We start from the raw sequence: 24,994 nt of genomic DNA on the forward strand, positions 1-24,994 counted from the left end.
CATGACCTCGAGGTGGAAAGAGGAAGGCACGTTTTTGTTGTTCATCCTTCCTTGGATCGTAGGTTTTCTCGTGTTTTTCGTCGGACCGGCCGCGCTGAGCATGATTTACAGCTTCGCGGATTACAACTCGGTGACGCCGCCGCAGTGGATCGGGTTCGACAACTACCGGGACTTGTTCAAGGATCAGATTTATTTGAAAAGCTTCGGCAACACGCTGTATTTCGTTTTTATCGCCGTGCCGGTCACGGTCATGTTCCAAATTCTGATCTCCGTTGTGCTGAACGTCGAGATCAAGGGTATTCGCTTTTTCCGCACGATCTATTATTTGCCCTATCTGGTGCCGCCCGTCGCGACGGTCATCATCTGGCTGCTGCTGTTCGGCACGGACGGCGGCTTCGTCAATCAGCTCCTCGAGGCCGTCGGCATCCCGAAGGTGGACTGGTTCGGCTCCGAGGGATGGAGCAAGCCGCTGATCGTGACGATCGGCATCTGGAGCTCGGGCGGACCGGTCCTGATCTTCCTCGCCGCGCTCAAGGGCGTGCCCGCCCAGCTCTACGAGGCGGCACGCATCGACGGCGCCAGCCGGGTCCGCCAATTTTTCACCATCACGCTGCCGATGATCTCGCCGACGATTCTTTTCTCGCTGGTGCTGCAGATGATCTACTATTTCCAGATGTTCACCGAATCCCGCCTGCTGAACAACGGGGGGCCGGACTACTCTTCGTCGACCTACATGCTGAATACCTACAATACCGCATTCCGCGACATGAAGTTCGGCTATGCGATGGCGCAATCCTGGATTCTGTTCGTCATCATCCTGATCCTGACGTGGATCGTGATGAAAACGTCGAACCGCTGGGTCTACTACGAGAGCGATAAAGGGGGCGACGCATAGGCATGACTTACCGATTCAAAACGCCGCTGCAATACGTCGCGCTGCTCATCGGCCTGTTCATCTTCGCCGGCCCGCTGTTCTGGCTGCTGTCCACGATGCTCAAGACGCAGGAGCAGACGTTCAGATATCCGCCGGAGTTTCTCCCGCACCCGTTTACGCTAAGCGCCTTCGGACGGCTCTTCGAATCGATGCCGCTAATGGGCCGGTGGATCGGCAACTCGTTCGCGATCGCGGGCTCCGTCGGTCTCGGCACGATTCTGTTCTCCTCGCTGATCGCGTTCGGATTCGCCCGCACGAAGGCGCGTTCGCGCAAGTTCCTGTTCGCCATCGTGCTGGCCACACTTATGATTCCGGCGCAGGTGACGCTGATCCCGCTGTATCTGCTGTACCGGAACATCGGCTGGTACGATACGTGGCTGCCGCTCATCATTCCGCACGTGCTCGGCAACCCGTACTTCATCTTTTTGTTCAGACAGTTTTTCCTCACGATCCCCCGGGAGCTGGACGAAGCGACCTACGTCGACGGAGGCGGGTACTGGACGATCTATTCCAGGGTTATCCTGCCGCTGTCCAGCCCGATTCTCGTGAGCGGCTTCATCTTCTCCTTCGTCTTTTCGTGGACGGACTTCTTTTCCCCGCTCATCTTCATCCAATCGGAAAAGCTGCAGACGCTCAGCGTCGGCCTCCAGATGATCATGGGCCAGACTTCGCACGACTTCCCGGTGCTCGCGGCCGGTTCGTTCCTCGCGCTGCTGCCGATCGGCGTCATCTACTTCTTTGCCCAGCGCTACTTCATCGAGGGGGTGGTCATGACCGGGATCAAGTAATCCCGGGGACACCCGTGAGAGCGCATCGAGGGGCAGGTCAATCATTCATCCACGTACAAGGAGGGCTCAACATGCAAACAAAGAAACGGATCGCGCAGCTCGCGGTACTGAGTCTGGTCGGAACGATGAGTCTGGCGGCATGCGGCGGCAACAACAACGAGGGCGCGTCTTCGTCTCCCGCATCCAGCAGTTCGGCAGGCGCTTCGGCGAGCGCATCGGCTCCGGCGTCCGGATCGGCATCGGCCGGCGCAGCCGACATCTCCGGCAAGGTAACGTATGCGCAATGGGGAACGAACGTGGAGACCGAGCAGACGAAGGAGCTGCTCAAGGGCTTCAGCGAGAAATATCCGAACGTCGAGGTCGAGGTCGTCAGCAAGGATTGGGGCACGTACTGGACGGCGCTGACCGCGCAGGCCGCAGCCAAGGATCTGCCCGACGTGTACAAGATCAGCTATGCGTACGTGGACAAATACGCCAAGATCGGCGCGATGAAGGACTTGACCGATCTGATCGCCTCGACGGGCTTCGATACGAACAACTTCGAGCCCGGGGTGCTGGCCGCCCACCAGGTCGACGGCAAGCAAGTATCGCTGCCGCGCGACGCCAACACGATCGTGCTCTACTATAATAAAGGGCTGTTCGACGACCCCAAGACGAATCCGGGCGGCGCCGCTTATCCGGCCGGCGAGCTGACCTGGGATCAGGCGCTCGACATCGCCAAGAAGATGACGCTCGATCGTAACGGCAAGACGGCCGCGGACGCGGACTTCGACGCCAAAAACATCGTGCAATGGGGCCTTACGGTCGACGCCGCCGGCTCCGCCGACTCCGTGCTCGAGCCGCAGATCGAGTCCAACGGCGGCAAGCTCGTGAACGACGACAAGTCGCTCGGTCTCGAATCGCCGGAAGCCAAGCAAGTGCTGGAGTTTTACCGGGATCTGATCACCAAGCATCACGTGACGCCGACCTTCAGCCAGAGCCAGTCGCTCGCCAAGGAGCCGTTCCTGACGATGACGACGGGCAAGGTCGCGATGAGCTTCGCGGGTTCCTGGTCCGCCAGCGAATTCATCAAGGCGAACATCAAGTTCGACACGGTGCTGCCGCCGAAGTTCAAGGAGACGAAGACGGTCGTGCAGGTCGCAGGCAACGCGATGAGTCCATACAGCAAAAACGAGCAGGCCGCATGGGCGCTGCTGAGCTGGCTGGGCGGTCCGGACGGCCAGATCGCGCTCGCGCAGCAGGGCCAGTCGATCCCGGCCAACAAGGCGGCCGCGGGAACGTATCTCGCCAAGGACGAAGGCTACAACAAGCAGACGTTCATCGATGCGCAAAAATACGCGATCTCCGCGCCGTTTTTCGACGGCAAGGAAAAGCTGCTGTGGGAAATCATCCCGCAGAAGCTCGCGCCGGCGCTGTCCGGCAAGGGCGAGCTTGACGGCGTGGTGAAGGAGATCAGGTCGCTTTACGGCAAATAAGAGAAGAAGCGCCGGCGGTCGCTTGACGCGAAGTCCGCCGGTGCGAACGGCATCGATCGAACAACAAGAATAGCGCAAAGACAATGGGAACCGCATTTAACTTTGATTCAGTCTGTCAAAGCCTGCAGAACCCATTGTCTTTTCTTTTGCCTTTAAAACGTATTGCCTGCGGGATGAAGGAGGATGACGAGATGAAGGGGGATGACGGAATGAAGGCGGATGACGGAATGAAGGCAGACAACGGAATGAAGGCAGACAAGGGCAATAAAGGGAAGCGCTCGCAATTCAGACGATGGCTGTCGGCGGGGCTGGCATTGACATTGGCCGCCGGCCTCGCGCCGACAGTCGGAGGGGCGACGGCGTCGGAAGCGGCATCTGCAGCGCCGGCCAGATTCACGGGCGCGCCGTCCGAATGGGATGCGGTCGCGGCGGACGAGGCGGCGGGCGGAGGCTCGCTCAGCCTGCTGAAGGCCGTGCAGCGCGGCGGCATGCTGTACTTGCTGGCAGAGGGGACTGCCATCGATCCGGGCGGCGTCTTCTTGATCGACGCGGACGGCGATCCGGCGACAGGGGCGCAGGAGCCGGCGTGGAGCGATGCGACCGGCATCGACTACCGGATCGTCGGCACGCAGGTGCAGCGCTATGCGGACGGAGCTTGGACGTCGGCCGGTACGGCTGCGTACGCCAATTCTGGCGCAATCGCCGAGGCGGCGGTCGACATCGGGCTGCTTGGCTTAACCGCGTCGGCCCCGCTGAAGGCGGCGTATGCCGAGCCGGCGGCCAACGCGTTCCTGCCGGATGCGGGCAAGCCGATGCTGGCCGTCGAGGCCGAAGCGGCCGCCTTCGGACCCGACCCGGACATCGCGGTCGACGGCGATCCGGCGGATTGGTCCGGCTCCGAGCCGGTCGCCGTGTCCGCGGACGGACTCACGAAGCTGTACGCCGCGGCGAACGGCGACACGCTGAGCGTCATGGTCAGCGGCAGGATGGGCGACTGGAACGACGTTTTTATCGACACGGACCATAGCAAGGACACCGGCTTCACGACGAACTGGCTGTGGCCGGATTACGGCTTCGACTACATGATGGAAAACGGCGCGCTGTATGCGAGCACCGGAAGCGGCTGGGGCTGGAGTCAGCTCGCTGCCGAAGGCATCCAGTACGCGGAGTCCGGCTCGGGGAACGGAAAGGTCATCGAGATGTCCGTCCCGCTTGGGGAGCTCGGAATGGCCGCCTCTGCGCCGCTGTATATCGGCTTTAACGTCGGCGAGGTATACGCGCCGGCGCCTGCAGCACAAGCGGCGAAGATCGTGCCCTCGCTGCCCCGCGTGACGGCGGACGGCAACGACGCCGAGTGGTCTGGCATCCGTCCGATCGCGAACGGCACCGGCAATATCCGGGATCTGTCGGCGTTCGTGAAAAACGACAAGCTGTACGTGCTCGCGCACGGCTACGACCTGTCGGGCGAGAAAAACCTGTTCATCGATGCGGACAACGATCCGGAGACCGGCCATCAGGGCTGGCAGTATGCCGGCACCGGCGCCGACTATCTGGTGCAGAACGGCACGGCATACAAGAGCACAGGCAGCGGCTGGAGCTGGGAAGCGCTTGGCGCGGCGGAGAGCGTCGTGTCGAGCGTGTATGCGCCGTCCGGCGAAAGCGTGCTGGAGACGGTCGTCGACATGAGCGGCTGGGAGGCGAGTTCGACGGTGCGGGTTGCGCTCGGCGTAGGCGCCGACTATGCGCCCGCGGCATCCGGCGCCGCGCGCTATCCGGCCGTACTGTCTGAACGCGGCGCGCAGATCGCGGTCGACGGCCGGGACGGCGACTGGTCGGACGTCGACAACAAGGCGGCGTCGAGCGGCGGCTCTTTTCGGCTGCGCGCGCTGCGCGACCGGGAGAAGCTGTATTTGCTGGCGCAGGGCAGCGGTCTGAACACGCAGAACGAATACTTCATCGATGCCGACGCGGACGGCACGACCGGTCTGCAGGATGCCCGCTGGCCGGGCGGCGGCATCGATTACAAAGTGTCGCGCAACACGCTTTATCGATATGACGGCGCCGGCTGGACGGCATCGGGCAAGGTGCAGAACGTGCCGGATGCGGCGAGCGACCTCGTCTACCTGTATCTGGATCAGATCGGGGCAACGACGGATAGCGGGCTTAAGGTCGCTTATGCGGCGAAAAACGTTCTGGCGCTGCCCGGCGTCGGCCGGCCGATGCTGACGGTGCAGGCGATGGTCGAGCAGCCGTCCGAGGCGGGCGTCTACTACCCGCGCGAATCGTTTGACGTGCTGAACAACCCGTACACCGGCTGGGTCGCCTGGGCGCGGGACGTGCCGAAGAAGGCGCTCGGCGAGCCCTATGCGCAGTCGCACAGCATGGTATATGCCGGCATCAGCTGGCGGGAGCTCGAGCCGGTCAAGGGCGAGTTCGACTGGGCCGGCATCGAGGAAAAGTACCAGTTCGCTTACTGGGCGAGCCTCGGCAAAAAATTCAATCTTCGTATCGTGATGGACACGCCGACGTCGGACCCGGCGCATAAAGACATTCCCGACTGGCTGTACGACGAGCTGGTCGAGGCGGCGGGCTCCGCGGACGGCGCGGGCAAATGGTACAATTCGTCCGAGATCGGCGCGGGCTTCGCGCCGAACTACAACCTTCCCGTGCTGCTCGAGGAGCACGAGCGGATGATCGCGGCGCTCGCCGCCCGCTACGACGAGGATCCGCGCATCGCCTACGTCCAGATCGGCTCGCTCGGCCACTGGGGCGAATTCCACAACTACCCGGAGCCGCTGTCGGGCAAGTTCCCGAACGTCGCCGTATCCGACCGGTACGTGCAGCACTATCTGGACGGCTTCAAGCACAAGCTGCTCGGCATGCGCAAGCCGTTCCCGATTGCGGCGGCAAGCGGCCTCGGGCTGTTCAACGACGTGTTCGGCGATAAGGGCTCGACGGAATCCTGGCTCAGCTGGATTCGCGACGGTTGGTCGGACATCGGCCTGTATATCGAACCGGGCGAGAGCGCGGCCGAAGCGCAGGCGGCGTCCAAGATGCCGAATTTCTGGAAAACGAGCTTCTCCGGCGGCGAATTCACGAGCGGCAATCCGCTGCTGTCGCTCGCCGACGGCAGCATCGTCGAGTCGCTGCGGGAAGCGCGGCTGTCCCATACGTCTTGGCTTGGACCGTCCGCGCCGGCGGACTACGAGGTGGGCAAGGGCGGGATCACGCAGGACATTCAAGAGAACATGGACACGTTCCGCAAGACGATCGGCTACCGGTACGTATTGAATGCCGTGAAGCACGACGGCGAGGCGGCCGCGGGCGACAAGCTCGAAGTGAAGACGCAATGGACAAACAAAGGCATCGCGCCTTTCTATTACGACTGGCCGGTCGCCGTGGCGCTGGCGGATGCGGACGGACGGGTCGTCGCGTCGAGCGTCACGAAGGCGAGCGGCGTCGATATTCGCGGCTGGCTGCCCGGCGACGATGAAGCAACGCTGCCGCTGGATATCCCGACAGGGCTCGCGAGCGGCGAATACCGGGTGCTGGTCGGCATCCTAGATCCGGATACCGGCAAGCCGGGCATCAAGCTCGCGATCGAGGGTGACCGGGGCGACGACTGGTCGGCGCTGGATACGATCCGGATCGCGGGAACGACGTCGCCGACGTCGCCGCCCGGAACGCTGCAGCCGACGCCGGCACCAACGGATGAGGTGCAGCAGGTCGCGTCGCTGCCTGCGCCGGCGGGCGGCAAGTCGACGGTCGCGATCGTAGCCGGCAAGACCGAGGTGAGGTTGCCGGCGGATGCGGCGTTCGCGCTCGGCGGATCGCTCGCCTTCGCGGACGGCGGCTTCTCGCTCGCGCTGCCCCCGGGCGTATTGAAGCAGCTTGCCGCGCTTCGCGCGGACGGGGGCTGGCAGGGCGGCGAGATTTATGTCGTCAGGCGGCCGGGGGGCGAAGCGGCGGCGAAGACGCTGGCAGCCGCTTCGACGGCGAGCGCGGTCTATCGCCAGGCGGGAGACGCGTACGAGCTGGAGCTCGGCGTTAGGAGCCCTGCCGGCGTCAAGACGCCGCTGCGGCAATTCGACGAAGGGTTGAAGCTGACGCTAAAACTGGCGGAAGGCGCGGACCGGGTGCTGGCGGGCATCTACGCGATTGCCAAGGACGGAGCGCCTGAGTACGCCGGCGGTGCGGCCCGCGGCGATGTCGTCACGGCGACGGTCAACCATTTTAGCGTATACGCCGTGCTGGCTTTCGACCGCATCTACGAGGACGTGCCTGCCGGACATTGGGCCGCGGGCGGCATCAAGTCGCTGTCGGCGAAGCATATCGTCCAGGGCAGCGGCGACAACCGGTTTGAGCCGCTCCGCGCGGTGACGCGGGCCGAGTTCGCGACGATGCTCGTCAAAGCGTCAGGCCTTGCGGCAACGGCGGACGCGCCGGCCTTCCCGGACGTCCCGGCCGACGCCTACTACGCTCCCGCGGTCCGCGCGGCTGCCGCGTTCGGCATCCTCCGGGGCAGAGACGACGGCCGCTTCGGACCTTCCGATCCGATCACCCGCCAGGAAGCGGCGGTCATGCTGCTTCGTGCCTACGAAGCGGCGCATCCCGGCGAGGCTGTCCCGACGTCGGCTCAGGATGGGGCCGTGTTCGCCGATGCCGGACAGACTGCGCCTTGGGCGGAGCCGGCGGTCTTGTTCGCGATCGACCGCGGTCTGCTGAACGGGCTGCCGGGCGCCTTACTCGCGCCGGCGGGCATCGTCAGCCGGGCGCAGGCGGCCGCCATGCTCTCGCGGTGGCTGTCGATTTAAGCGAGAAAACCGAAGAGCCGTACTTTCGCGAGTGCGGCTCTTTTTATTTTGCCAAGGAGGTGATGCCCGTTCGTTTAGCAAACGAATGCCCGACGTTTTATCACTAAAAAGGAGCGTGAGTTAAATGTCGTTCTCGATTCAAGGCCGCCTCGGAAAAATCGTGCTGGCCTGGCTGTGCCTGCTGCTTGCCGCACCGTTCTCCTTGCTGATCCCGGGTCCGCATCATGCCTATGCCGCCATCGGCAAAGACCCGATCTACGGCAAGGTGCCCGGACTGAACGCCTACAGCCGCGTCATGATCTGGTACGGCACGAATACGGCCACCCAGGCGCAGCTGAACACACTGAAAACGTACGATCTCGTCATCCTGGAGCCGACGATCCGTATCGTCAACGTGGCGAAAAACCAGTTCTACTTCGAGACATTCACGCCGAATCAGGTCAACGAGGTCAAGCGGGGCACGGACGGCGTGCTCGGCACGGCCGACGACGTCATCGTGCTGGCCTATATCTCGGTCGGCGAGCTGGCGACTTCGAGCGTCTTCACCGGGTTCACCGGCAATATGACGATCCAGAACGGCAAGGACGTCGGCCTGCTGCCGGCGGACTACGCCGGACCGAGCGGCCCGCTGCACGGACCCAATCCGTGGAATTACAACGCCGCCGGCGGCTATGTCGACGTCGAAGGCGGAGCGCTGCCGGACGGCACCTACAATTCGGGCTACAACGGCTACTCGGGCATCTCGATCGCCGCCGATTATTCGTCTACGGGCAGTCTGCTCACCTGGGGCAACAAGGGACTCATGCCCTGGTACCTGGACCAGCAGGGCACCTGGGTGAACGATTCGCGCTACTTGTACGGCGGCTACTGGAAAAACGGCGACGGCACCGTCGATACGAACAAGACATACGGCGGGGGCTATATCAACGGCGGCGATCCGACGTGGAAAAAGCTCATTACGTTCATGACCGACAAGCTGGAGCACGACGCGGGCTATGACGGCGTGTTCCTGGACACGGTCGACACGCCCGATCCGATCGGCGGCGCGGGACCGACGACCTCATGGGGACCGCGGGGCAACTTCGGGTTCACGGCCAAAGGCATGGTGGAGCTCGTCGAGGCGGTCAAGGCGGTCGATCCGACCAAGGTCGTGGCGGCCAACCGCGGTTACTGGTTTTTTAATCCGGACGAAGGCACCTCCCAATTTGCGGCTCGCTATCGTCACGCGATCAACCTTTTTCTGACCGAATCGTGGTACTACAATCCGTACATCACGTCCGGCTCCAAGTTTTACGACGAGAATGCTTCCTTCGCCGACAACTGGAACACGAATTCGGCCTCGCCGAATTACCGCAGCCGGGACAACTTCGGCGGCTTCTGGAAGGATTACATGAACGCGCAGGCCAACCAGGCCGACGGCTTCAATATGATCATTTGCGACTTCACCATCCCTTCGTCGAGCACGGCCAAATGGATGAACGAGGTCGTCGTGAACAGCGGCTATCTGGGCTACGACGTGAGCGGCGCGACCAACTTCACCAATATGTACGGCGACGCCAAGAGCTGGCTGGAAACGCAGGGCTATCCCGAAGCGTCGCTCGCCGGGACGCATCCGACCGATCTGTACGGGGGCTTCAATATCGACGGCGACTTTGCGGATTGGTCCGGCGAGACGCCCATCTACAGCGATCCGGCGGGGAGCAACGCCAAGGGCATCACCAAGGTGTACGCGAAGTTCGCGGGCGACAAGTTTTTTATGAAAATAGACGCCAAAGCCGCGCTTAACCTGCAAAGCGAAATGATCTACTTCGACTACGACAAGAAAGGGAGCGCGGGCTGGCAGGGCGTCGCCTGGCCGGTCACGCCGGATTCGCGGATGTACTTCGAAAATGCGAATAAAGCTTATTTGGCGCCGCATGTCGAGGGCCAGGGGGACGTGTTCAAATTCCCGACGACGACGGTTACGAACAACGGCTGGCCGGTGCAGGTCAGGCAGTCCGGCAATTCGGCCGAGCTGGCGTTCGACGCGGACTATGTTTTCCCCGGCGCCATGGCCGGCCAGGAGATCTGGACCTGGTTCCGCGTTGCGAACTTCGGCGGCTCGTCCGTGAAGTTCAACGTGCCGGGCACGCCCGCGGTGCCGGCGACGCCGACGGGACTTGCGGCGCAGCCGGGCAGCGGTCAGATCGCGCTCTCCTGGAGTCCGAATTCGGAAGCCAACCTCGCCGGCTACAATGTGTACCGCGGCGGCACGAAGCTGAATACGTCGCTTGTCGCGACGCCCGCCTATACGAATACCGGACTAACCAACGGCACTTCTTACAGCTATCAGGTGACGGCAGTTAATTCGGCCGGCGCCGAATCGTCCAAGAGCGCGTCGGTGACCGCCGTGCCCCAGGCGGCGACGGCGCCCGCCGCGCCGACGGGACTGGTTGCGACGGCGGGCAGCGGCCAGATCGTGCTCTCTTGGGCGGCGGCCTCGGATCCAAGCGTTACCGGCTACAATGTGTACCGCGACGGAACGAAGGCGAACGCGTCGCCGATCGCCGGCACGAGCTATACTAGCGCGGGGCTGACGAACGGGACGTCCTACAGCTTCCAGGTGACGGCGATCGGCGCGGGCGGACTGGAGTCCGCGAAGAGCGCGGCCGCGACCGCGACGCCGACGGCGGGCAGCGGCTCCGGGATCGTCGTCGACGGCGCGGCGGCGGACTGGGCGGGCAAGGCGGCGCTCGCTACCGGAGCCTCGGGCGTGCAGGCGCTCAAGGCGGCGGACGCGGTCGGCAACCTGTACCTGCTTGCGCAGGGTGGCGGGCTGAACGTCAAAGGCCAGTTTTTTATCGACGCCGACAACAATCGGCTGACGGGCTACAACGCTGCGGGATGGACGGCGAGCGGCGCGGAGAGCGGCGCCGAATATATGATCGAGAACAATATCGTCTACCGCAATAACGGCGCAGGCTGGTCGTGGACCGCCATCCGGACGCTGTCCGGCTCGGAGTTCGTCCGGAGCGACGGCGTCGTCGAGCTGTCCGTCCCGCTGGCGACGCTGAACGTGGCGGCCGGCTCGACGATACGGGTCGGCTATATTTCGAACGATTCGACGACCAACCGGCTGCCGGGGACGGGCGTCGCGCTGCCCGCCTATACGATCGGCGGCGGGCAGACGCCGCCAGACACAACGCCGCCGGCCGTCCCTGCCGGACTGACGGTCACGGCAGGCAGCGGCACGGCTTCGCTCGCCTGGACGGCGGGCGGCGAGACCGACCTGGCCGGGTACTACGTGTATCGCGGCGGCGTCAAGCAGAATGCGACGCCGATCGGCGGGACCTCTTACACGGCAACCGGGCTGACCAATGGCACAACATATGCGTTCCAGGTATCCGCAGTCGATACGAGCGGCAACGAATCGGCGAAGTCCGCCGCCGTGAATGCGACGCCGCAGGCACAGGCGACGATCGCGATCGACGGCAGCGCCGCCGACTGGAGCGCGGTCGCCGCGCTTAATTCGGGGGCGGGCGGAACCGTGACCGCCCTTAAGGCGAAGAACGACGGCGCCTATTTGTATTTGCTCGCGCAGGGCAGCGGCGGCCTGAACGTCAAGAGCCAGTTCTATCTGAACACGGACAATCTCGCGACGACCGGCTTCAATCCGACCGGCTGGACGTCCGGCGGCATCGACACGCTGCTCGAAAATCAAAATCTGTTCGCGTACGCCGGCTCGAACAATAGCTGGACCTGGACGCTCGCGAGCACGCTCGGCAGCGCGAGCTTCGTCCGCAACGACACCGTGCTAGAGGCCGCGATCCCGCTTGCCTCGCTCGGCTTGACGCCGGGCAAGACGATTCGTCTCGGCTTCGTCTCGAACGACTCGGCGACGAACCGGCTTCCCGGCAGCGGGGCGCTTTATTCGTTTACGCTTCAATAGTTCGTTCAGCTAGGCGCAAACGTTCCTTCGGCTGCAATTGAAGGGGCTTGCTTGGACACGAGCAGCAATCAAAAACGCCCGAAACTGCCGGTCGTCGGCAGCTTCGGGCGTTTTCTCGATTATTTGTTGCCAGCAGCGGTCAGCCTTGCGCCCCTTGTCCCCGCGCCTCCCAGGCTTCCGCCAGCAACTCCGAATTGATGCCTGCGCCGGCCATCGCGCCCATGGCGGCGGCCTGGATGAGCTGATTCATCTCGGTCGCGATGTCGCCGGCGACGAACACGCCAGGTACGCTCGACTTGCCCAGCGCATCGGTCACCGCCCCGCTGCCGGTCGCGGTTAGCTCGCAGCCGAGCGATTGGGGCAGTTCGGAGCCGGGCACCAGCGTCGGCGCGAAAAAAACACCGGTGCAGGGAACCGAGAAGCCGTCTTCGAGCTCGACCCGGTTAACCATGCCGCCCTCGGAGACGATCCGGCGGATCGGCGCGTCATGCAGCGGAATGTTCCTTACGCGCAGCTCCTCGCGCTGTCCGTCCGTCAGCTCGTCGGGACCGTCGGTACACAAGGCGATACGGTCCGACCAGCCAAGGATCGTCTTGGCGAAGTGAAACGCGCGCTCTCCCTTGGCGATGACGGCAAGCTCCCGATCGCGCAGCTCCCAGCCGTCGCAATACGGGCAGACGAACGCACTCTTCCCGTAGACGTCGGTCAGACCTTCGATCGCGGGCAGACGATCCTTTTTGCCGACGGCCAGCAGCAGCTTTTTCGCCCGATAGGTATGGCCCCCCTTGGTCGAAATCTTGAAGTCGCCGTCCGCTCCCGCGATATCGACCGCGATATCCGCGGCGAACTTGACCGACGGATAGGCGCGAATCTGCTCGACGGCGATGCGTCTGAATTCGTCCGGCTTGATCCCGTCCCGCGTCAGAAATCCGTGCGACTCATGCGTGACCTTGTTGCGCGGCAAGCCTTCGTCGATTACGATTACGTTTTTTCTGGCTCTCCCGAGCACAAGCGCCGCATTTAATCCCGCCGGTCCGCCTCCGATGATCGCCGCATCCAATAACTGTTCCATGTGCATGCTCCTTTTGGTGATATTATAGACTCTTTATATCCATGATTATAGCGGATAGGCATTGCTTTACGCAATCGTTTTGCGCACAGACCCAAAATCGAACAAGAAACGGACAACAATGCGTGGGTGACAAGCGGTATAATGGAAGCGATTAACCCAATCGCGAAGGAGTATGATGATAAGCGTGAGCAAAAATCGGATCGGCCTGATCGGCTGCGGCAATATCAGCGCGATTTACCTGAAAAATCTTACGGCCTCGTCCGACGTGCAAGTCGTGGCGTGCGCGGACATCGACGTCGAGCGTGCGCGCTCGCGCGCGCAGGAGTTCGGCGTGCCGAAAGCATATACTGTCGAGGAGCTGCTCGCGGACCCCGAGATCGACATCGTCGTCAACCTGACGATTCCGGCCTCGCACGCCGAGATCAGCCGCCGCGCGCTCGAAGCGGGCAAACACGTCTATCTGGAAAAGCCGCTCGCGGTCGAGCTGCAGGACGGTCGCGACGTCGTCGCGCTGGCCGAGTCCAAGGGACTGCGCATCGCTTGCGCGCCAGAGACTTTCCTGGGCGGCGGCATCCAAACCTGCCGCAAGCTGATCGACGAAGGCGCCATCGGACGGCCGATCGCGGCGACGGGCTTCATGATGGGCAGCGGCCCGGAAGCCTGGCATCCGGACCCCGTCTTCTTCTACCAAAAGGGCGGCGGTCCGCTGTTCGATATGGGTCCGTATTATTTGACCGCCTTCATTTTCCTGCTCGGCGGGATCCGCCGCGTCACGGCTTCCGCAGCAGTCTCGTTGCCCGAGCGCGTCATCGGCAGCGGAGCCAAAAAGGGCGAGCGCATCCCGGTCGAGACGCCGACGCATATCGCCGGCGTGCTGGATTTCGCATCCGGGGCGGTAGGCACGCTGATCACGAGCTTCGACGTCGCAGCCGGCACGAGCCAGACCAATGTCATCGAGATCCACGGCACCGAAGGCACGCTGCGCGTACCGGATCCGAATACGTTCGGCGGTCCGGTCAAGCTGAAAAAGCCGGGCGGCGACTATGAGGACGTGCCGCTCGCCTTCGGCTACGACGACAACATGCGCGGCATCGGCGTCATCGACATGGCGCGCGCGATCGCGGAAGACCGTCCGCACCGGGCATCCGGCAGACTGGCGCTGCATGTGCTCGAGACGATGAACGGACTGCTCCAGGCGTCCGCCGAAGATCGCCACATCGCGCTTGAGCCGCTGGCGGAGCGTCCGGCGATCATGCCGGAGAGCGGCTTCGAGTAAGGCCGGTCAGCTATTTCATAGGTCATGCGGAAGCCCGGACGGTCCGAGATGGATACCGTCCGGGCTTTTTATGCCTGCTTGCCGGAGCGTCCGCGATCTGTAAGGAAGAAATCGCCGACAAACCGGTCGGCAAATAATTGAACTGCGACGGATTTGGGTAAATTCAATTGGTCCTATTTTGAAACATCCAAATTTGTACATATTCGGAGGCGCCGACCATGGCCAAAAACTTGATCGAGCAACTGAACGATTGGCACCGTAAGAGCAGCTACGGCGAAATCGTCGACAAGATCGAGCAGATTCCCCCGGAAGAGCGGGACTACACGCTTACCAGCCACCTGGCTAGAGCCTATAACAACCTCAACCGCTACGAGGAGGCGCTGACGCTCCTGTTGTCGGTAGCCGAGCAAGGCGCCGCGGATGCACTGTGGCATTTTCGGACGGGGTATTCCTACTACTATCTGGACCGCTACCCGGAGGCGATCGCGGCATTCGAGCAGGCCCGCCGTCTGGATCCCGCTGACGAGCTGACGAAGACGCTGCTCAGGTTGAGCCGTTCGGAAGCCGAGCGTCTCGCCGCCAAGCCGGCTTCGGCCCGCAATCATCCCGAAGTACCGTTCGAGCAATTGGATTTTTCGGAATTCTGGGAAGACAGCGAGTACGCGCGCGACAGCTACGTGTCCGATCCGCCGACGGACGAACTGATCGCCGAGGTGGAAGAGGAGCTCGGTTACAAGCTGCCGACCGGCTACATTCACATGATGAAGCTGCAAAACGGGGGCATCCCGCGCAATACGTGTTTTCCGACGAAAGGGCCGACTTCATGGGCGGACGATCATATCGCGATTACGGGCATCATGGGTATCGGTCGGGACAAAAGTTATTCGCTGAGCGGAGAGTTCGGAAGCCCGTTCATGATCAGCGAGTGGGGGTATCCCGACATCGGCGTCGTTCTGTGCGACTGCCCGTCAGCCGGCCACGACGTTGTTATGCTTGATTATCGCGACTGCGGGCCGCAAGGCGAGCCCCAGGTCATTCATGTCGATCAGGAGCAGGATTATCGAATCACGTTCCTTGCTTCTAGCTTCGAGGATTTTGTCCGCGGATTGGTTAACGAAGACGTGTACGACACCTCAGCCGAGGATGCGGAGCAGGATCTGCTGCGGGTAACCGACGGCCAATTTACGCCGCTGCTTGCGGAGCTGTGCGGCAAGGTGACGGAATTCGAGGCGATCGAGGAACTCATTCGGGCCGTGGGCAGAAAAATCGTGGAAGAGAAAGGCTACTTTTCCCTCCATGCCGACAGGCTGTCGAACCTGATGTACGACGTGCAGTTCTGGCTGTACACCAGGACGTATCCGCAGACAGACCGGGAAGCTTATTTGAAGCGTTATCCGGACATGCTCGTGTTCGGCGAAGGATTTTCCACAAACGGCTATGCGCCGGACTTTGTATCGGATTGGCTGGAAGACCGGATACGTCAGGGAATGATCGAGCCGGATAACGGCGGGTTGCGGTTCACCGACGAAGCGGCGGCGCAAGTGATCGCGCAGTTGAAAAGCGAAGCTGCGGCGGCCGGCCGAAGAGGCGAAGAGAAGCGCGAGCTCGACGAGGAGCTGGCACCGTTTAAGCTCGTCGGGCACGGCGACAGCGCCTCCGTCATTTTGAGTGCCGGCATTTACAAGCAGGAGCTGTTCCGTATGCGGGAGGACGAGGGCTTCGAAGGGAGCGGCTACGATTGGGGTTCGCTGGCAGCCGTGTTCCTGGAGGAGCGGATGCCCGAGTTGTCCGGCGTCGTCCGCTTCGATCCCGAGGCTGGCATGTTCAGCGCTTATTCCGGCGACCGGGAAGCGGTCGTCCGCTTTGCCCGTGCTTTCAAGGCAGCCTGCGAGGATGACGCGCTGATCCGGGACTTGTTTTCCCGCGCCGAATTGGACTGACGACCGGACGCAGGTCCGCTGTCTCAACGCTCAAAGTTGCTCACCTGAGGGCGTTTGTGGAATACTATCCTTATCGTATAAGGAATGGCCGGGGGAGAGCGGAGCAATGGAAAAAACGCTGTGGATTCGCAATGGCAAAGTCGTGCTGCCCGGGAGCGTGGAGCAAGCCGATATTTTCGTCGAGAACGGACGTATCGTCCGGATCGGGAGCACCGGCGCAAGCGGCGTCGGCGAGGATGTGCCGACGATCGATGCGGAGGGTGCTTATGTAATGCCGGGTCTCGTCGATATTCATTGCGATGCGATCGAAAAGGAGACGGAGCCGCGGCCGAACACGCTTTTTCCGATGGAGATGGCTTTCTTGCAGTTCGAGCGCAAGCTCGCCGGGCATGGCATCACGACGATGTATCACTCGCTGTCGCTTGGCGTGGGCTTAAGCCTTCGGGGCGAGCATCTCGTGTCGGAGATGATCGGCACCATCCGGCGGCTCAGCGCGCAGCGGTCGATGATACGCCATCGCGTCCATCTGCGTTACGAAGTATCCCACCTGACCGGCTTTCCGTTGGCAGATCGTCTCATTCGCGAGGGGCAGATCGATTATTTGTCGCTCATGGATCATGCGCCGGGTCAAGGACAGTACCGCCGTCCCGGCGCCTTCCATCGTTATGTGATGAAAAATCAGGGCGTCGACGCAGAAGAGTGCGAGCGGATCGTCGAGGAGCTGCAGGCGCGCCGGGCGCTGATTGATTGGGATAAGCTGCGCCGGCTGACCGGGCTTGCCAGGCAACATGGCATCGCAGTGGCTTCCCATGATGACGATACGCCTGACCAGGTGGACCGCTCGATGGCTTTCGGCGCATCGATCAGCGAATTTCCGCTGAATCTGGAGACGGCCGCATACGCTTTTGGACAAGGAATGAAAATATGCGTAGGCGCTCCGAACATCGTGCGAGGCGGCTCCCACGACAAAAACCTGACGGCCATGGAAGCCGTCAGGGCCGGAGTCGCCGGCATCGTCTGCTCGGATTATCATCCGGCGTCGCTGCTTCATTCGTTATTCGGCATGTATGCGGACGGCATTCCGCTCCATGAAGCCGTGCGGATGGCATCGCTCGAGCCGGCGACGGCGCTCGGGCAAGCGGCAAGCGTCGGTTCGATCGAGCCGGGCAAGCTTGCGGACTTGCTCGTCGTCAGGACGATCGGCGCCGTACCGGTCGTTACGGATACGATCGTCGAAGGGACCATCGTATCGCAGACGCGGGATTTTCGGATGTAAGTAATCAGGTCGTAAATCAGGTCGTGGGGGCGGCGGTATTCGCCGCTCCGGTTCTCGTCGCAAGCTGGGCATGCAGGATGTCGACAAGCTGGTCGCGTATTTCCTCGGAGCTATGCGTCCAGATCATCTCGAAAAGCACGCCGATACCGGGCAGCGTCACCTCGGCATTGCCGATCGAATCCTCGATCGTGGCTCTCAGCTCGGCCTTGCTCTTGCCTTCGACGCGTTGGAAGATGGCTTCTCGCAGGGTGATGTTCACGGTGCTGATCCTCCTCGAAGCGGTCGTCTGCAGACCGGGGTATAGCCGAATCTGCCGCGAATATAGCCTCTCCGAGCCGAGGGGCGGTTATCCGGCGCGCAGGTCCGTGTTATAATGGAAAACACGAAAAGCGAAGCCGGCAAGGCAAGAACGAGGAGGAACCTTCGGCATGGCCAAGGGCAAAAAGCAATTTGCCGTCATCGGTCTCGGGCGCTTCGGCTCAAGCGTCGCGCAGTATCTGGCGAAAATGGGTTACGAAGTGCTCGCGGTCGACGAGAATCAGGAGCGCGTGCAGGAAATGGCGAACGTGGTCACGCACGCCGTCTCCGCGGATTCGACGGACGAGGAAGCGCTGAAGGCGCTCGGCATCCGCAATCTGGACGTTGTGGTCGTGGCGATCGGCCAAGATATCCAGGCGAGCATTCTGACGACGCTGGTCCTCAAGGACCTGGGCGTGCCCCGCATTATCGTCAAGGCGCAGAACGAGCTTCACGGCAAGGTGCTGAACAAGATCGGCGCCGACAAAGTCGTATTTCCCGAACGGGACATGGGACTGCGGGTCGCGCATCATCTGATCTCGCCCAACATTATCGAGCATATCGAGCTTTCCCCGGATTATAGCATCGTCGAGCTGCAGGTCCCTTCGAATATGGCGGGCAAGACGCTTAGAGAGCTCGATTTTCGCGTAAAATACGGATGCAACGTCATGGCGATCAAGCACGGCGGGGAAAAAATGGACGTGACGCCGCGAGCAGACAAGCCGCTGCAGCGCACCGACGTACTCGTCATCGTCGGCAACAACGGTCAGCTGACCCAATTGGAGCAAGCCTATGCCAGCCTTTGAGCAAGCGATCGCCTCCGTCGCCAATCCACGCGTAAAGGGATGGGCCAAGCTGTCCGAACGCAAATACCGGCAGCAGAGCGGACGCTTCAAGCTCGAGGGCGTCCACCTGGTCAAGGAAGCGCTCGAAGCGGGATGGCCGCTCGAGGCGGTCGTCTTCGACGAGGGCTTCGGCTTGCCTGACGAGCTGCTGCCTTACGCGGAGCGCGGCGGACCGGGAGACGGACAGGCCGCTGCCACGGCGTGGATTCCGGTCTCGCCGGATATTATCGCCAAGTGCAGCGAGACGGAGACGCCGCAGCCGGTATTCGCCGTGGCGCTGAAGCGAAGCGTCGACCTGGAGGCATTGTTCGGCGGCGGCTCGGGAGAGGATGCCGGGGATGTTGGCGCCGTGCGCAGTCGCGGTCCTGTCGTCGTGCTCGACGGCGTGCAGGATCCGGGCAACGTCGGCACGATCGTGCGCTGCGCTGCAGCCAGCGGCGCTGCGGCCGTCGTGCTCGGCAAGGGCACGGCCGATCTGTACAACGCCAAGACGCTGCGCGCCACGATGGGCTCGCTCTTCCGCGTGCCGGCGATCGAGGCCGAGCTGAGCGAGCTCCTGCCCGAAGCGAAGCGGCAAGGTGCAGTCTTGTACGGAACGAGCCTGCAAGCGGAGCTTTCCTGCTACGAGATCGACTTGACCGGCGGCGAAGTCTGGCTGCTTTTCGGCAATGAAGGCGCGGGGCTGTCTGCCGACGCGCAGGCGCTTATCGATCGGCCGATCATCATCCCGATGACGGGATATGCCGAGTCGCTGAACGTCGCGATGGCGGCCACGGTGCTGTTGTTCGAGGCGCAGCGTCAGCGGCTGGTATAAGCAGTCCGCTTTTAAGTGAGTGATAACCTGAACGCATAACACCGGGCCTATCTCGGTGTTTTTTTGTTTTTACGAACATCAATCCAAAGTCTGACGACTTCGCGGCACGGAGGTTAGGTATTCCGACGAAAAAAGGATAGAAACATTTCGCATGGATTTATTGTAATCGCTTAATATTCGTCCATATTCGCAATCGATATCTACCTCGAAAAAAAAACGGAGGTGATATATTTACGTGGCAATATAAAAAGATTGGAAGGGGAATTCATTTGAGCAGGAAATGGAATAAAGTTTTGGCACATGTGCTGATCTGGTGCATGGCAGTCGTTTCGTTCCCGTTTGTCACGGCTTCAAATCCGGTTTACGCAAACGAGCCAATAGAAGCGCCGGTCGCGGAGGCGGCCGCGGCAAAGGGCAACGCTACGCCGGAACGCATCCGGGACGGCGTTATTTTGCACGCCTTTGACTGGAATTTAAGCGTCATACAGGAAAACCTGCAGGCGATTGCCGACGCAGGGTACACGGCGATCCAGACGTCGCCGATCATGGGCAGCTCCTCCGGGGGGACCGGCTGGGCTTCTTCTTATACGCCCCGCAACATGGTCGCCGGCGGCAACGGCAATAAGTTCGGCGACAGGGATGCGTTCGTCAGCCTGACCACCGCGGCCAACGCGCTCGGCATCAAGGTCATCGTCGACGTGATCCCGAACCACATGGGCGCCGCCGCTAATTCGGATACTCCGTGGAACGACAGCACGTATTTCCACAATGTAACCGGCAACGTAGGTTATAATGACCGTTTTCTGCTGACCCAGCCGGAGATGATCAGCGGGCTGAGGGATCTGGACACGCACGCCAAGTTCGTACAGGATTCCTACATCGCGTATTTGAAGGACATCATCGACGCCGGCGCGAGCGGCTTCCGCTATGATGCCATCAAGCACATCGAGCTGGACGACGATGTGCCTTCCCCGGCGAGCATCGCTGCGGGCGCCACGAATCCGAAATATGCAGACGGGAAGTTCGCCAGCGATTACGTGAAAAACGTGACCGGCGCCGCCAAGGCGTATCTGGAGGAGAAAGGCAAGGTCAACTTCCAGTACGGCGAGGTGCTGCAGGGGGGAGACCCCAACATGGACAGGATGCAGGGCTATGCCAAGTATATCGACCTGACCGCTTCCAAGTACGGACATGATGTGCGCGGCGTCCTTGAGGTAGGGGACATCGGTCGTCTCGACAAGTGGGCGGATTACGGCGCCGAGGGCCTGACTGCCGACCGGCTGGTGCCTTGGGTAGAGTCCCACGACACCTATAATAACGAAGGCGAGTCCCTGAGCTTCAGCCCGAAGCAGATCAGACAGGGCTGGGCGATGATCGCTGCCCGGAAGGATGCTTCGCCCTTGTTCTTTGCCCGTAACGTCAATGCGGACGGAACACAGAGAGCCAATGTTCGCACCGCGGACAACGTCGCCAATAGCCGGCCCCAATGGACACATCCCGAGGTTGTGGCCGTAAACAAGTTCCACAACGCGATGGCGGGACGCGACGAGAATCTGGTCAGTCTCGGCACCAATGCCGTCATGATCGAGCGCGGGACGACCGCGGCCGGTGGCGGCGCGGTGCTGGTCAACACCAGCAAGACCGACCGCGTGCTGGGCAGCGTGCCGGTGAAGTTCCTGAAGGACGGCTCCTACGTGAACGTGCTGAACCCAAGCAACGTTTTCACCGTAGCGAATGGCAGAATCAGCGGGACACTTCCCGGCAACCCTGCCAAAGTATCCAATACAGACACCAATCCAAACGCCGGTCTTGTCGTGCTGATGGACAGGGAGAACGCAACGCCCGCCATTCTGGCCGCCTTGCCGAGCGATGACGATGTGATCGCAGGCAACAGCTTTACGGGCAATCAACTGAAGCTCAGGCTGTCGGCGGTCAATGTGACCGAAGCCATGTATGCCGTCAACAACGGCGTCGCGACGAGCTTTGCCAACGACGACACCATTACCGTGAGCGGCAACTACAACGATCCGATCAACGTGACGTTGATGGGCAGAGCAGCAGGAGGGACCTGGATCACCAGCGCATTTACCTACACGAGGGTCGAGCCTGAAAAAGCGGTCGAGCCGCCGGTCGCGGAGCCGACGCACGTCAACGTTTATTTCTCCATCAACCGCAATGCGAACTACCAGGCCTGGGCCGGTTACACCTACGGCGTGCGGGCTTACACGTTCAACCCCGAGCTGTTCGGCGGTTGGCCCGGCGGCACGATGACGAGAATGAAATACAACGGCGCCGACACCCATTGGTACATGATTCAGATGCCGCGGGCTGCCGTCGGCGGAATTATCTTCAACACCCGCACCAATGCGGACGTTCAACAGCAATCCAATCAGCCGGCGATTACCGCCTCCATGCTCAACAATGAGCAATTGTATTTCTATGGCACCAATGCATCGAATTTTAACATCAACGGCTCGTCCGATACCGGCAACAACGCCCGCGCCAACTGGGACACGGCGTTTGCCGCAGGCAACAACATCGGCTATGCGGCCAGCGGCGTATTCCCGCCGGGGCGCAACGGCGTAATGTTTGATACGTCGGGCGGCAGCGCGATCGCGAATCAATATGTCCGGGACGGCGCAAAAGCGACCCGGCCGGCGACCAATCCTACGCGCAGCGGGTATCTCTTCGACGGAAAATGGTACACCGATGCGGCAATGACGCAGGTATACGATTTCGATAAGTCCGTGGTCAATACCCTCGGCGAAGATCAAATTTACGCCATGACGCTTTACGCCGGATGGATCAAGCTGGATGCCGACAAGTTCCTGGTGGACTTCAATACGCAGGGCGGTAGCCCGGTCATGTCCGTTCCCAACGTGACGGGAGGCGCCAAGATCGCAGCGCCGGCGACGCCGCTCAGGAACGGTTATACGTTCGACGGATGGTACAAGGATGCGGACATCAAGGACGTATGGAACTTCGGCACGGATACGGTAACGGCGGCGACGACGCTTTACGCCAAGTGGAACCTGGTGTCCTACACGATCGCTTATAAAGACGGCGCAGCATCCGCCGTCATGCCGGGCACCGAACCGGCTGCCTATACAATCGTCACGCCGGCGCTCGATCTGATCGCGCCGAGCCCGAAGGAAGGCTATTCCTTCGTCGACTGGTTCACCGATCCGCAATTCAAGCCGAGCTCCAAGCTCAACAGCATCGCGGAAGGCTCCGTGGGCGATCTGACGCTGTACGCCCGCTTCGCGGCGAACAGCTACAATGTCGCGCTGGATCCGCAGAGCGGATCGGGCGGTACGGCGAGCGTATCGGTCTCGCATGGCGGCAAGCTGCCGATCGGCATCACCCCGCCGGAAAGATCCGGTTACGTGTTCAGAGGCTACTATGAAAATACGGACGGAAAAGGCCAGCAGTACTACAACAGCAACGGCGTCCGCGTGTTCGAGGGCAACTGGTCGGCCGCGTCCGTCACCAGCCTTAACGCACACTGGGTTCTCCAGGGAGATCTGGACGCACAATCGGTATCGGCTGCAGTCGCGGCTCTCGAAGTGGGCTATGCCGAGGGTAATGATGCGGCGCTCGTCACGGGTAACGTTACGCTGCCGACTTCGGGAGCGGGCGATGTCGCCATCTCCTGGTCGAGCGACAAGCCTGAGGTCGTCAATGCGGCGGGCGCAGTCGTTCGTCCGTCGGCAGGCGAGTCGGACGCTACCGTGGTCCTGACCGCGACGTTAACCAAGGGCGAAGCTGCCGACACGAAAACCTTTACGGTCGTCGTCAAGTCGCTCACGATCGAGGACCGCACGGCGCTCAGCCAGCAGATCGACGCAGCGCAAGGCTTGCTTGACGGGGCGGTCGAGGGCGCAAGCCCGGGACAATATCCGGCGGGCTCCAAGGCTGTGCTGCAAGCAGCGGTCGCTGCGGCAGAGGCCGTATACGGCAATAAAGCTGCAACCGCGCAGCAATTGGACGACGCGCTGGCAGCGTTGACATCGGCGGCGAATGCTTTCAAAAAGGCCGTCAATCCCGAAGGCACGGTTATCGTACCTGATCCGACGCCGACGCCGACACCAACACCGACACCGACGCCGACGCCGGCCGGCGGCAACAAAGTCGTTACGACCTTTAATGAAGAAGATCTGAAGCGGTTAAGCGTAGATCAGGCACTTAACGCGGCGAAGGATGCGACGCAGGTTCTGCTTCCTGTACAGGCGGCCGACTTGACCGGCAACAAGCCGATCCGGATCCAGTTTAATGGCATCTCCGTCGAACTCCCGGCAGAAGTTCTGAGCGAAGCGCAAGCGCTCGCCGCAGGTCAGCCGACGGACAAAACGAAAATTTCGCTGCAGGTCGTTCCCGTGGCGCAATCCAGAACGGCGGAACTCCAGAATGGCGCTCTTCTGCCGCATGCTTCCGTAAAAGTCGTCGGACAAATGTACGATTTCTCGCTGTCCATCGTAACCGACGGTAGCGAAGCAAAAAAGATCGGCGTATTCGCGAAGCCGCTCACGCTTCGGTTTACGCTCGAGGGGACGGTCAACAAGGATCTGACGGGCGTGTACTTCATCGGCGACCGGAATCAGCCTCAGTATGCGGGGGGGACGATCGATAACGGCGTCATTTCCGCGCAGGTTCGTCATTTCAGCACCTATGCCGTGCTCGAGATCAACAAGTCCTTTAGCGACGTGAGCGAGTCCAACTGGGCTTCGCCGGCCATCAAGTCGCTTGCCGCGAAGCAAATCGTAAACGGAACGACGGAGACGGAATTCACGCCGAATCGTTCCGTATCGAGAGCGGAATTTGCAGCGCTGCTGACCAGATCGCTCGGTCTCCAATCGACAGGCTCGAATCCGTTTAACGACGTCAAGAAAGACGCATGGTATGCGGAGGCAGTAACGGCCGTATACGAAGCGGGAATCGTAACCGGCCGCGACCCGCAAACGTTTGAACCGGCCAAGACGATTACCAGGCAAGAAGCTGCCGTGATGCTGATGCGCGCCTATGCGTTCCGAAGCGGGAACCGCGACGTTCCGGCAGCAGGCGCCGCATTCACGGACCAGGCCGGGATTAGCGCATGGGCTCAGGATGCCGTGTCGCAGGCTCATGCTTTGGGTCTGTTAAAAGGCAAGGGCGCGAACGTCTTCATGCCGCAGGCTTCCCTGACGCGGGCGGAAGCTGCGCAAATCGTCTTTACACTCTTGAATATCTAACATTCGCAGCAGCCATAAGCCCCCAATGCCGACAGGTATGGGGTTTATGGCTTGCTTAACCTTATATATGGGCAATCCATGATAATATAGGGGGAGATCAGGAGGGAAGATAGTGAAATTAGGTTTTATATCCAAGCGCTTTCGGCAACTCACGTTTAAACACCGGATTATTTCAATATTTTTCCTGATCGTTCTGATTCCCTTTGTATGTCTGGGATTGGCTTCTCTTTTTACCATCAACTCGATCCTCGTCAATAAGGTCGGGACCTCTCTTCAGAGCAACCTGAAGCAAGATTTGCTGATTTTG

13 protein-coding genes are annotated in these 24,994 nt (G+C 61.4%); 11 read left to right on the plus strand and 2 right to left on the minus strand.

Annotated features, from left to right (window positions below; translation table 11 throughout):
• Position 1 precedes the first annotated feature (1 nt).
• The 5 genes from ACFSR7_RS00225 (at position 2) to ACFSR7_RS00245 (ending at position 11,939) form a co-directional block, all read left to right on the plus strand.
• A complete protein-coding gene (locus ACFSR7_RS00225; RefSeq protein WP_282910264.1) occupies positions 2-895 on the plus strand; it encodes a carbohydrate ABC transporter permease in 894 nt (297 codons plus the stop codon).
• A gap of 2 nt (positions 896-897) precedes the next feature.
• A complete protein-coding gene (locus ACFSR7_RS00230) occupies positions 898-1,722 on the plus strand; it encodes a carbohydrate ABC transporter permease (RefSeq protein WP_378158311.1) in 825 nt (274 codons plus the stop codon).
• Between the two features lie 71 nt (positions 1,723-1,793).
• Positions 1,794-3,197 carry an ABC transporter substrate-binding protein gene (locus ACFSR7_RS00235; RefSeq protein WP_378158313.1) on the plus strand — a complete coding sequence of 468 codons (1,404 nt, stop codon included), beginning with the start codon at positions 1,794-1,796 and terminating at the stop codon, positions 3,195-3,197.
• 191 nt (positions 3,198-3,388) lie between these two features.
• Positions 3,389-8,011, plus strand: a complete 4,623-nt coding sequence (locus tag ACFSR7_RS00240; RefSeq protein ID WP_378158315.1) for an S-layer homology domain-containing protein — start codon at positions 3,389-3,391, stop codon at positions 8,009-8,011.
• Between the two features lie 124 nt (positions 8,012-8,135).
• On the plus strand, positions 8,136-11,939 hold the full coding sequence (locus ACFSR7_RS00245) for a fibronectin type III domain-containing protein (protein WP_378158316.1): 3,804 nt from the start codon (positions 8,136-8,138) through the stop codon (positions 11,937-11,939).
• Positions 11,940-12,078: 139 nt separating this feature from the next.
• On the opposite strand, the gene ACFSR7_RS00250 is transcribed toward ACFSR7_RS00245, so the two are convergent.
• Complete coding sequence (locus ACFSR7_RS00250) at positions 12,079-13,011, minus strand: NAD(P)/FAD-dependent oxidoreductase (RefSeq protein WP_378158317.1); 933 nt, start codon at positions 13,009-13,011, stop codon at positions 12,079-12,081.
• 184 nt (positions 13,012-13,195) lie between these two features.
• On the opposite strand from ACFSR7_RS00250, the gene ACFSR7_RS00255 reads away from it, so the two are divergent.
• From ACFSR7_RS00255 to ACFSR7_RS00265, 3 genes are all read left to right on the plus strand, one after another.
• Positions 13,196-14,287 carry a Gfo/Idh/MocA family protein gene (locus ACFSR7_RS00255; protein ID WP_378158318.1) on the plus strand — a complete coding sequence of 364 codons (1,092 nt, stop codon included), beginning with the start codon at positions 13,196-13,198 and terminating at the stop codon, positions 14,285-14,287.
• Positions 14,288-14,505: 218 nt separating this feature from the next.
• Positions 14,506-16,227: an Imm51 family immunity protein gene (locus ACFSR7_RS00260; RefSeq protein WP_378158320.1), complete on the plus strand. Its 1,722-nt coding sequence runs from the start codon at positions 14,506-14,508 to the stop codon at positions 16,225-16,227.
• Between the two features lie 106 nt (positions 16,228-16,333).
• Positions 16,334-17,503, plus strand: coding sequence for an alpha-D-ribose 1-methylphosphonate 5-triphosphate diphosphatase (locus ACFSR7_RS00265; protein ID WP_378158321.1), 1,170 nt, complete (start codon positions 16,334-16,336; stop codon positions 17,501-17,503).
• Between the two features lie 16 nt (positions 17,504-17,519).
• Here ACFSR7_RS00265 and sspI read toward each other — a convergent pair whose 3' ends face one another.
• Positions 17,520-17,762, minus strand: coding sequence for a small acid-soluble spore protein SspI (gene sspI, locus ACFSR7_RS00270; protein WP_378158323.1), 243 nt, complete (start codon positions 17,760-17,762; stop codon positions 17,520-17,522).
• Positions 17,763-17,931: 169 nt separating this feature from the next.
• On the opposite strand from sspI, the gene ACFSR7_RS00275 reads away from it, so the two are divergent.
• The 3 genes from ACFSR7_RS00275 to ACFSR7_RS00285 all read left to right on the plus strand — a co-directional run bounded on the left by ACFSR7_RS00275 (position 17,932) and on the right by ACFSR7_RS00285 (position 24,687).
• A complete protein-coding gene (locus ACFSR7_RS00275) occupies positions 17,932-18,606 on the plus strand; it encodes a potassium channel family protein (RefSeq protein ID WP_378118030.1) in 675 nt (224 codons plus the stop codon).
• Positions 18,593-19,459 (plus strand): TrmH family RNA methyltransferase, encoded by an 867-nt coding sequence (locus ACFSR7_RS00280; RefSeq protein ID WP_378158324.1) that lies wholly within the window; start codon positions 18,593-18,595, stop codon positions 19,457-19,459. Before ACFSR7_RS00275 ends, ACFSR7_RS00280 begins: the two co-directional genes overlap by 14 nt.
• 269 nt (positions 19,460-19,728) lie before the next feature.
• On the plus strand, positions 19,729-24,687 hold the full coding sequence (locus ACFSR7_RS00285; RefSeq protein ID WP_378158326.1) for an InlB B-repeat-containing protein: 4,959 nt from the start codon (positions 19,729-19,731) through the stop codon (positions 24,685-24,687).
• The last annotated feature ends 307 nt before the right edge of the window (positions 24,688-24,994 follow it).

Source organism: Cohnella sp. GCM10020058, from assembly GCF_042683485.1.
GTDB lineage: Bacteria > Bacillota > Bacilli > Paenibacillales > Paenibacillaceae > Cohnella.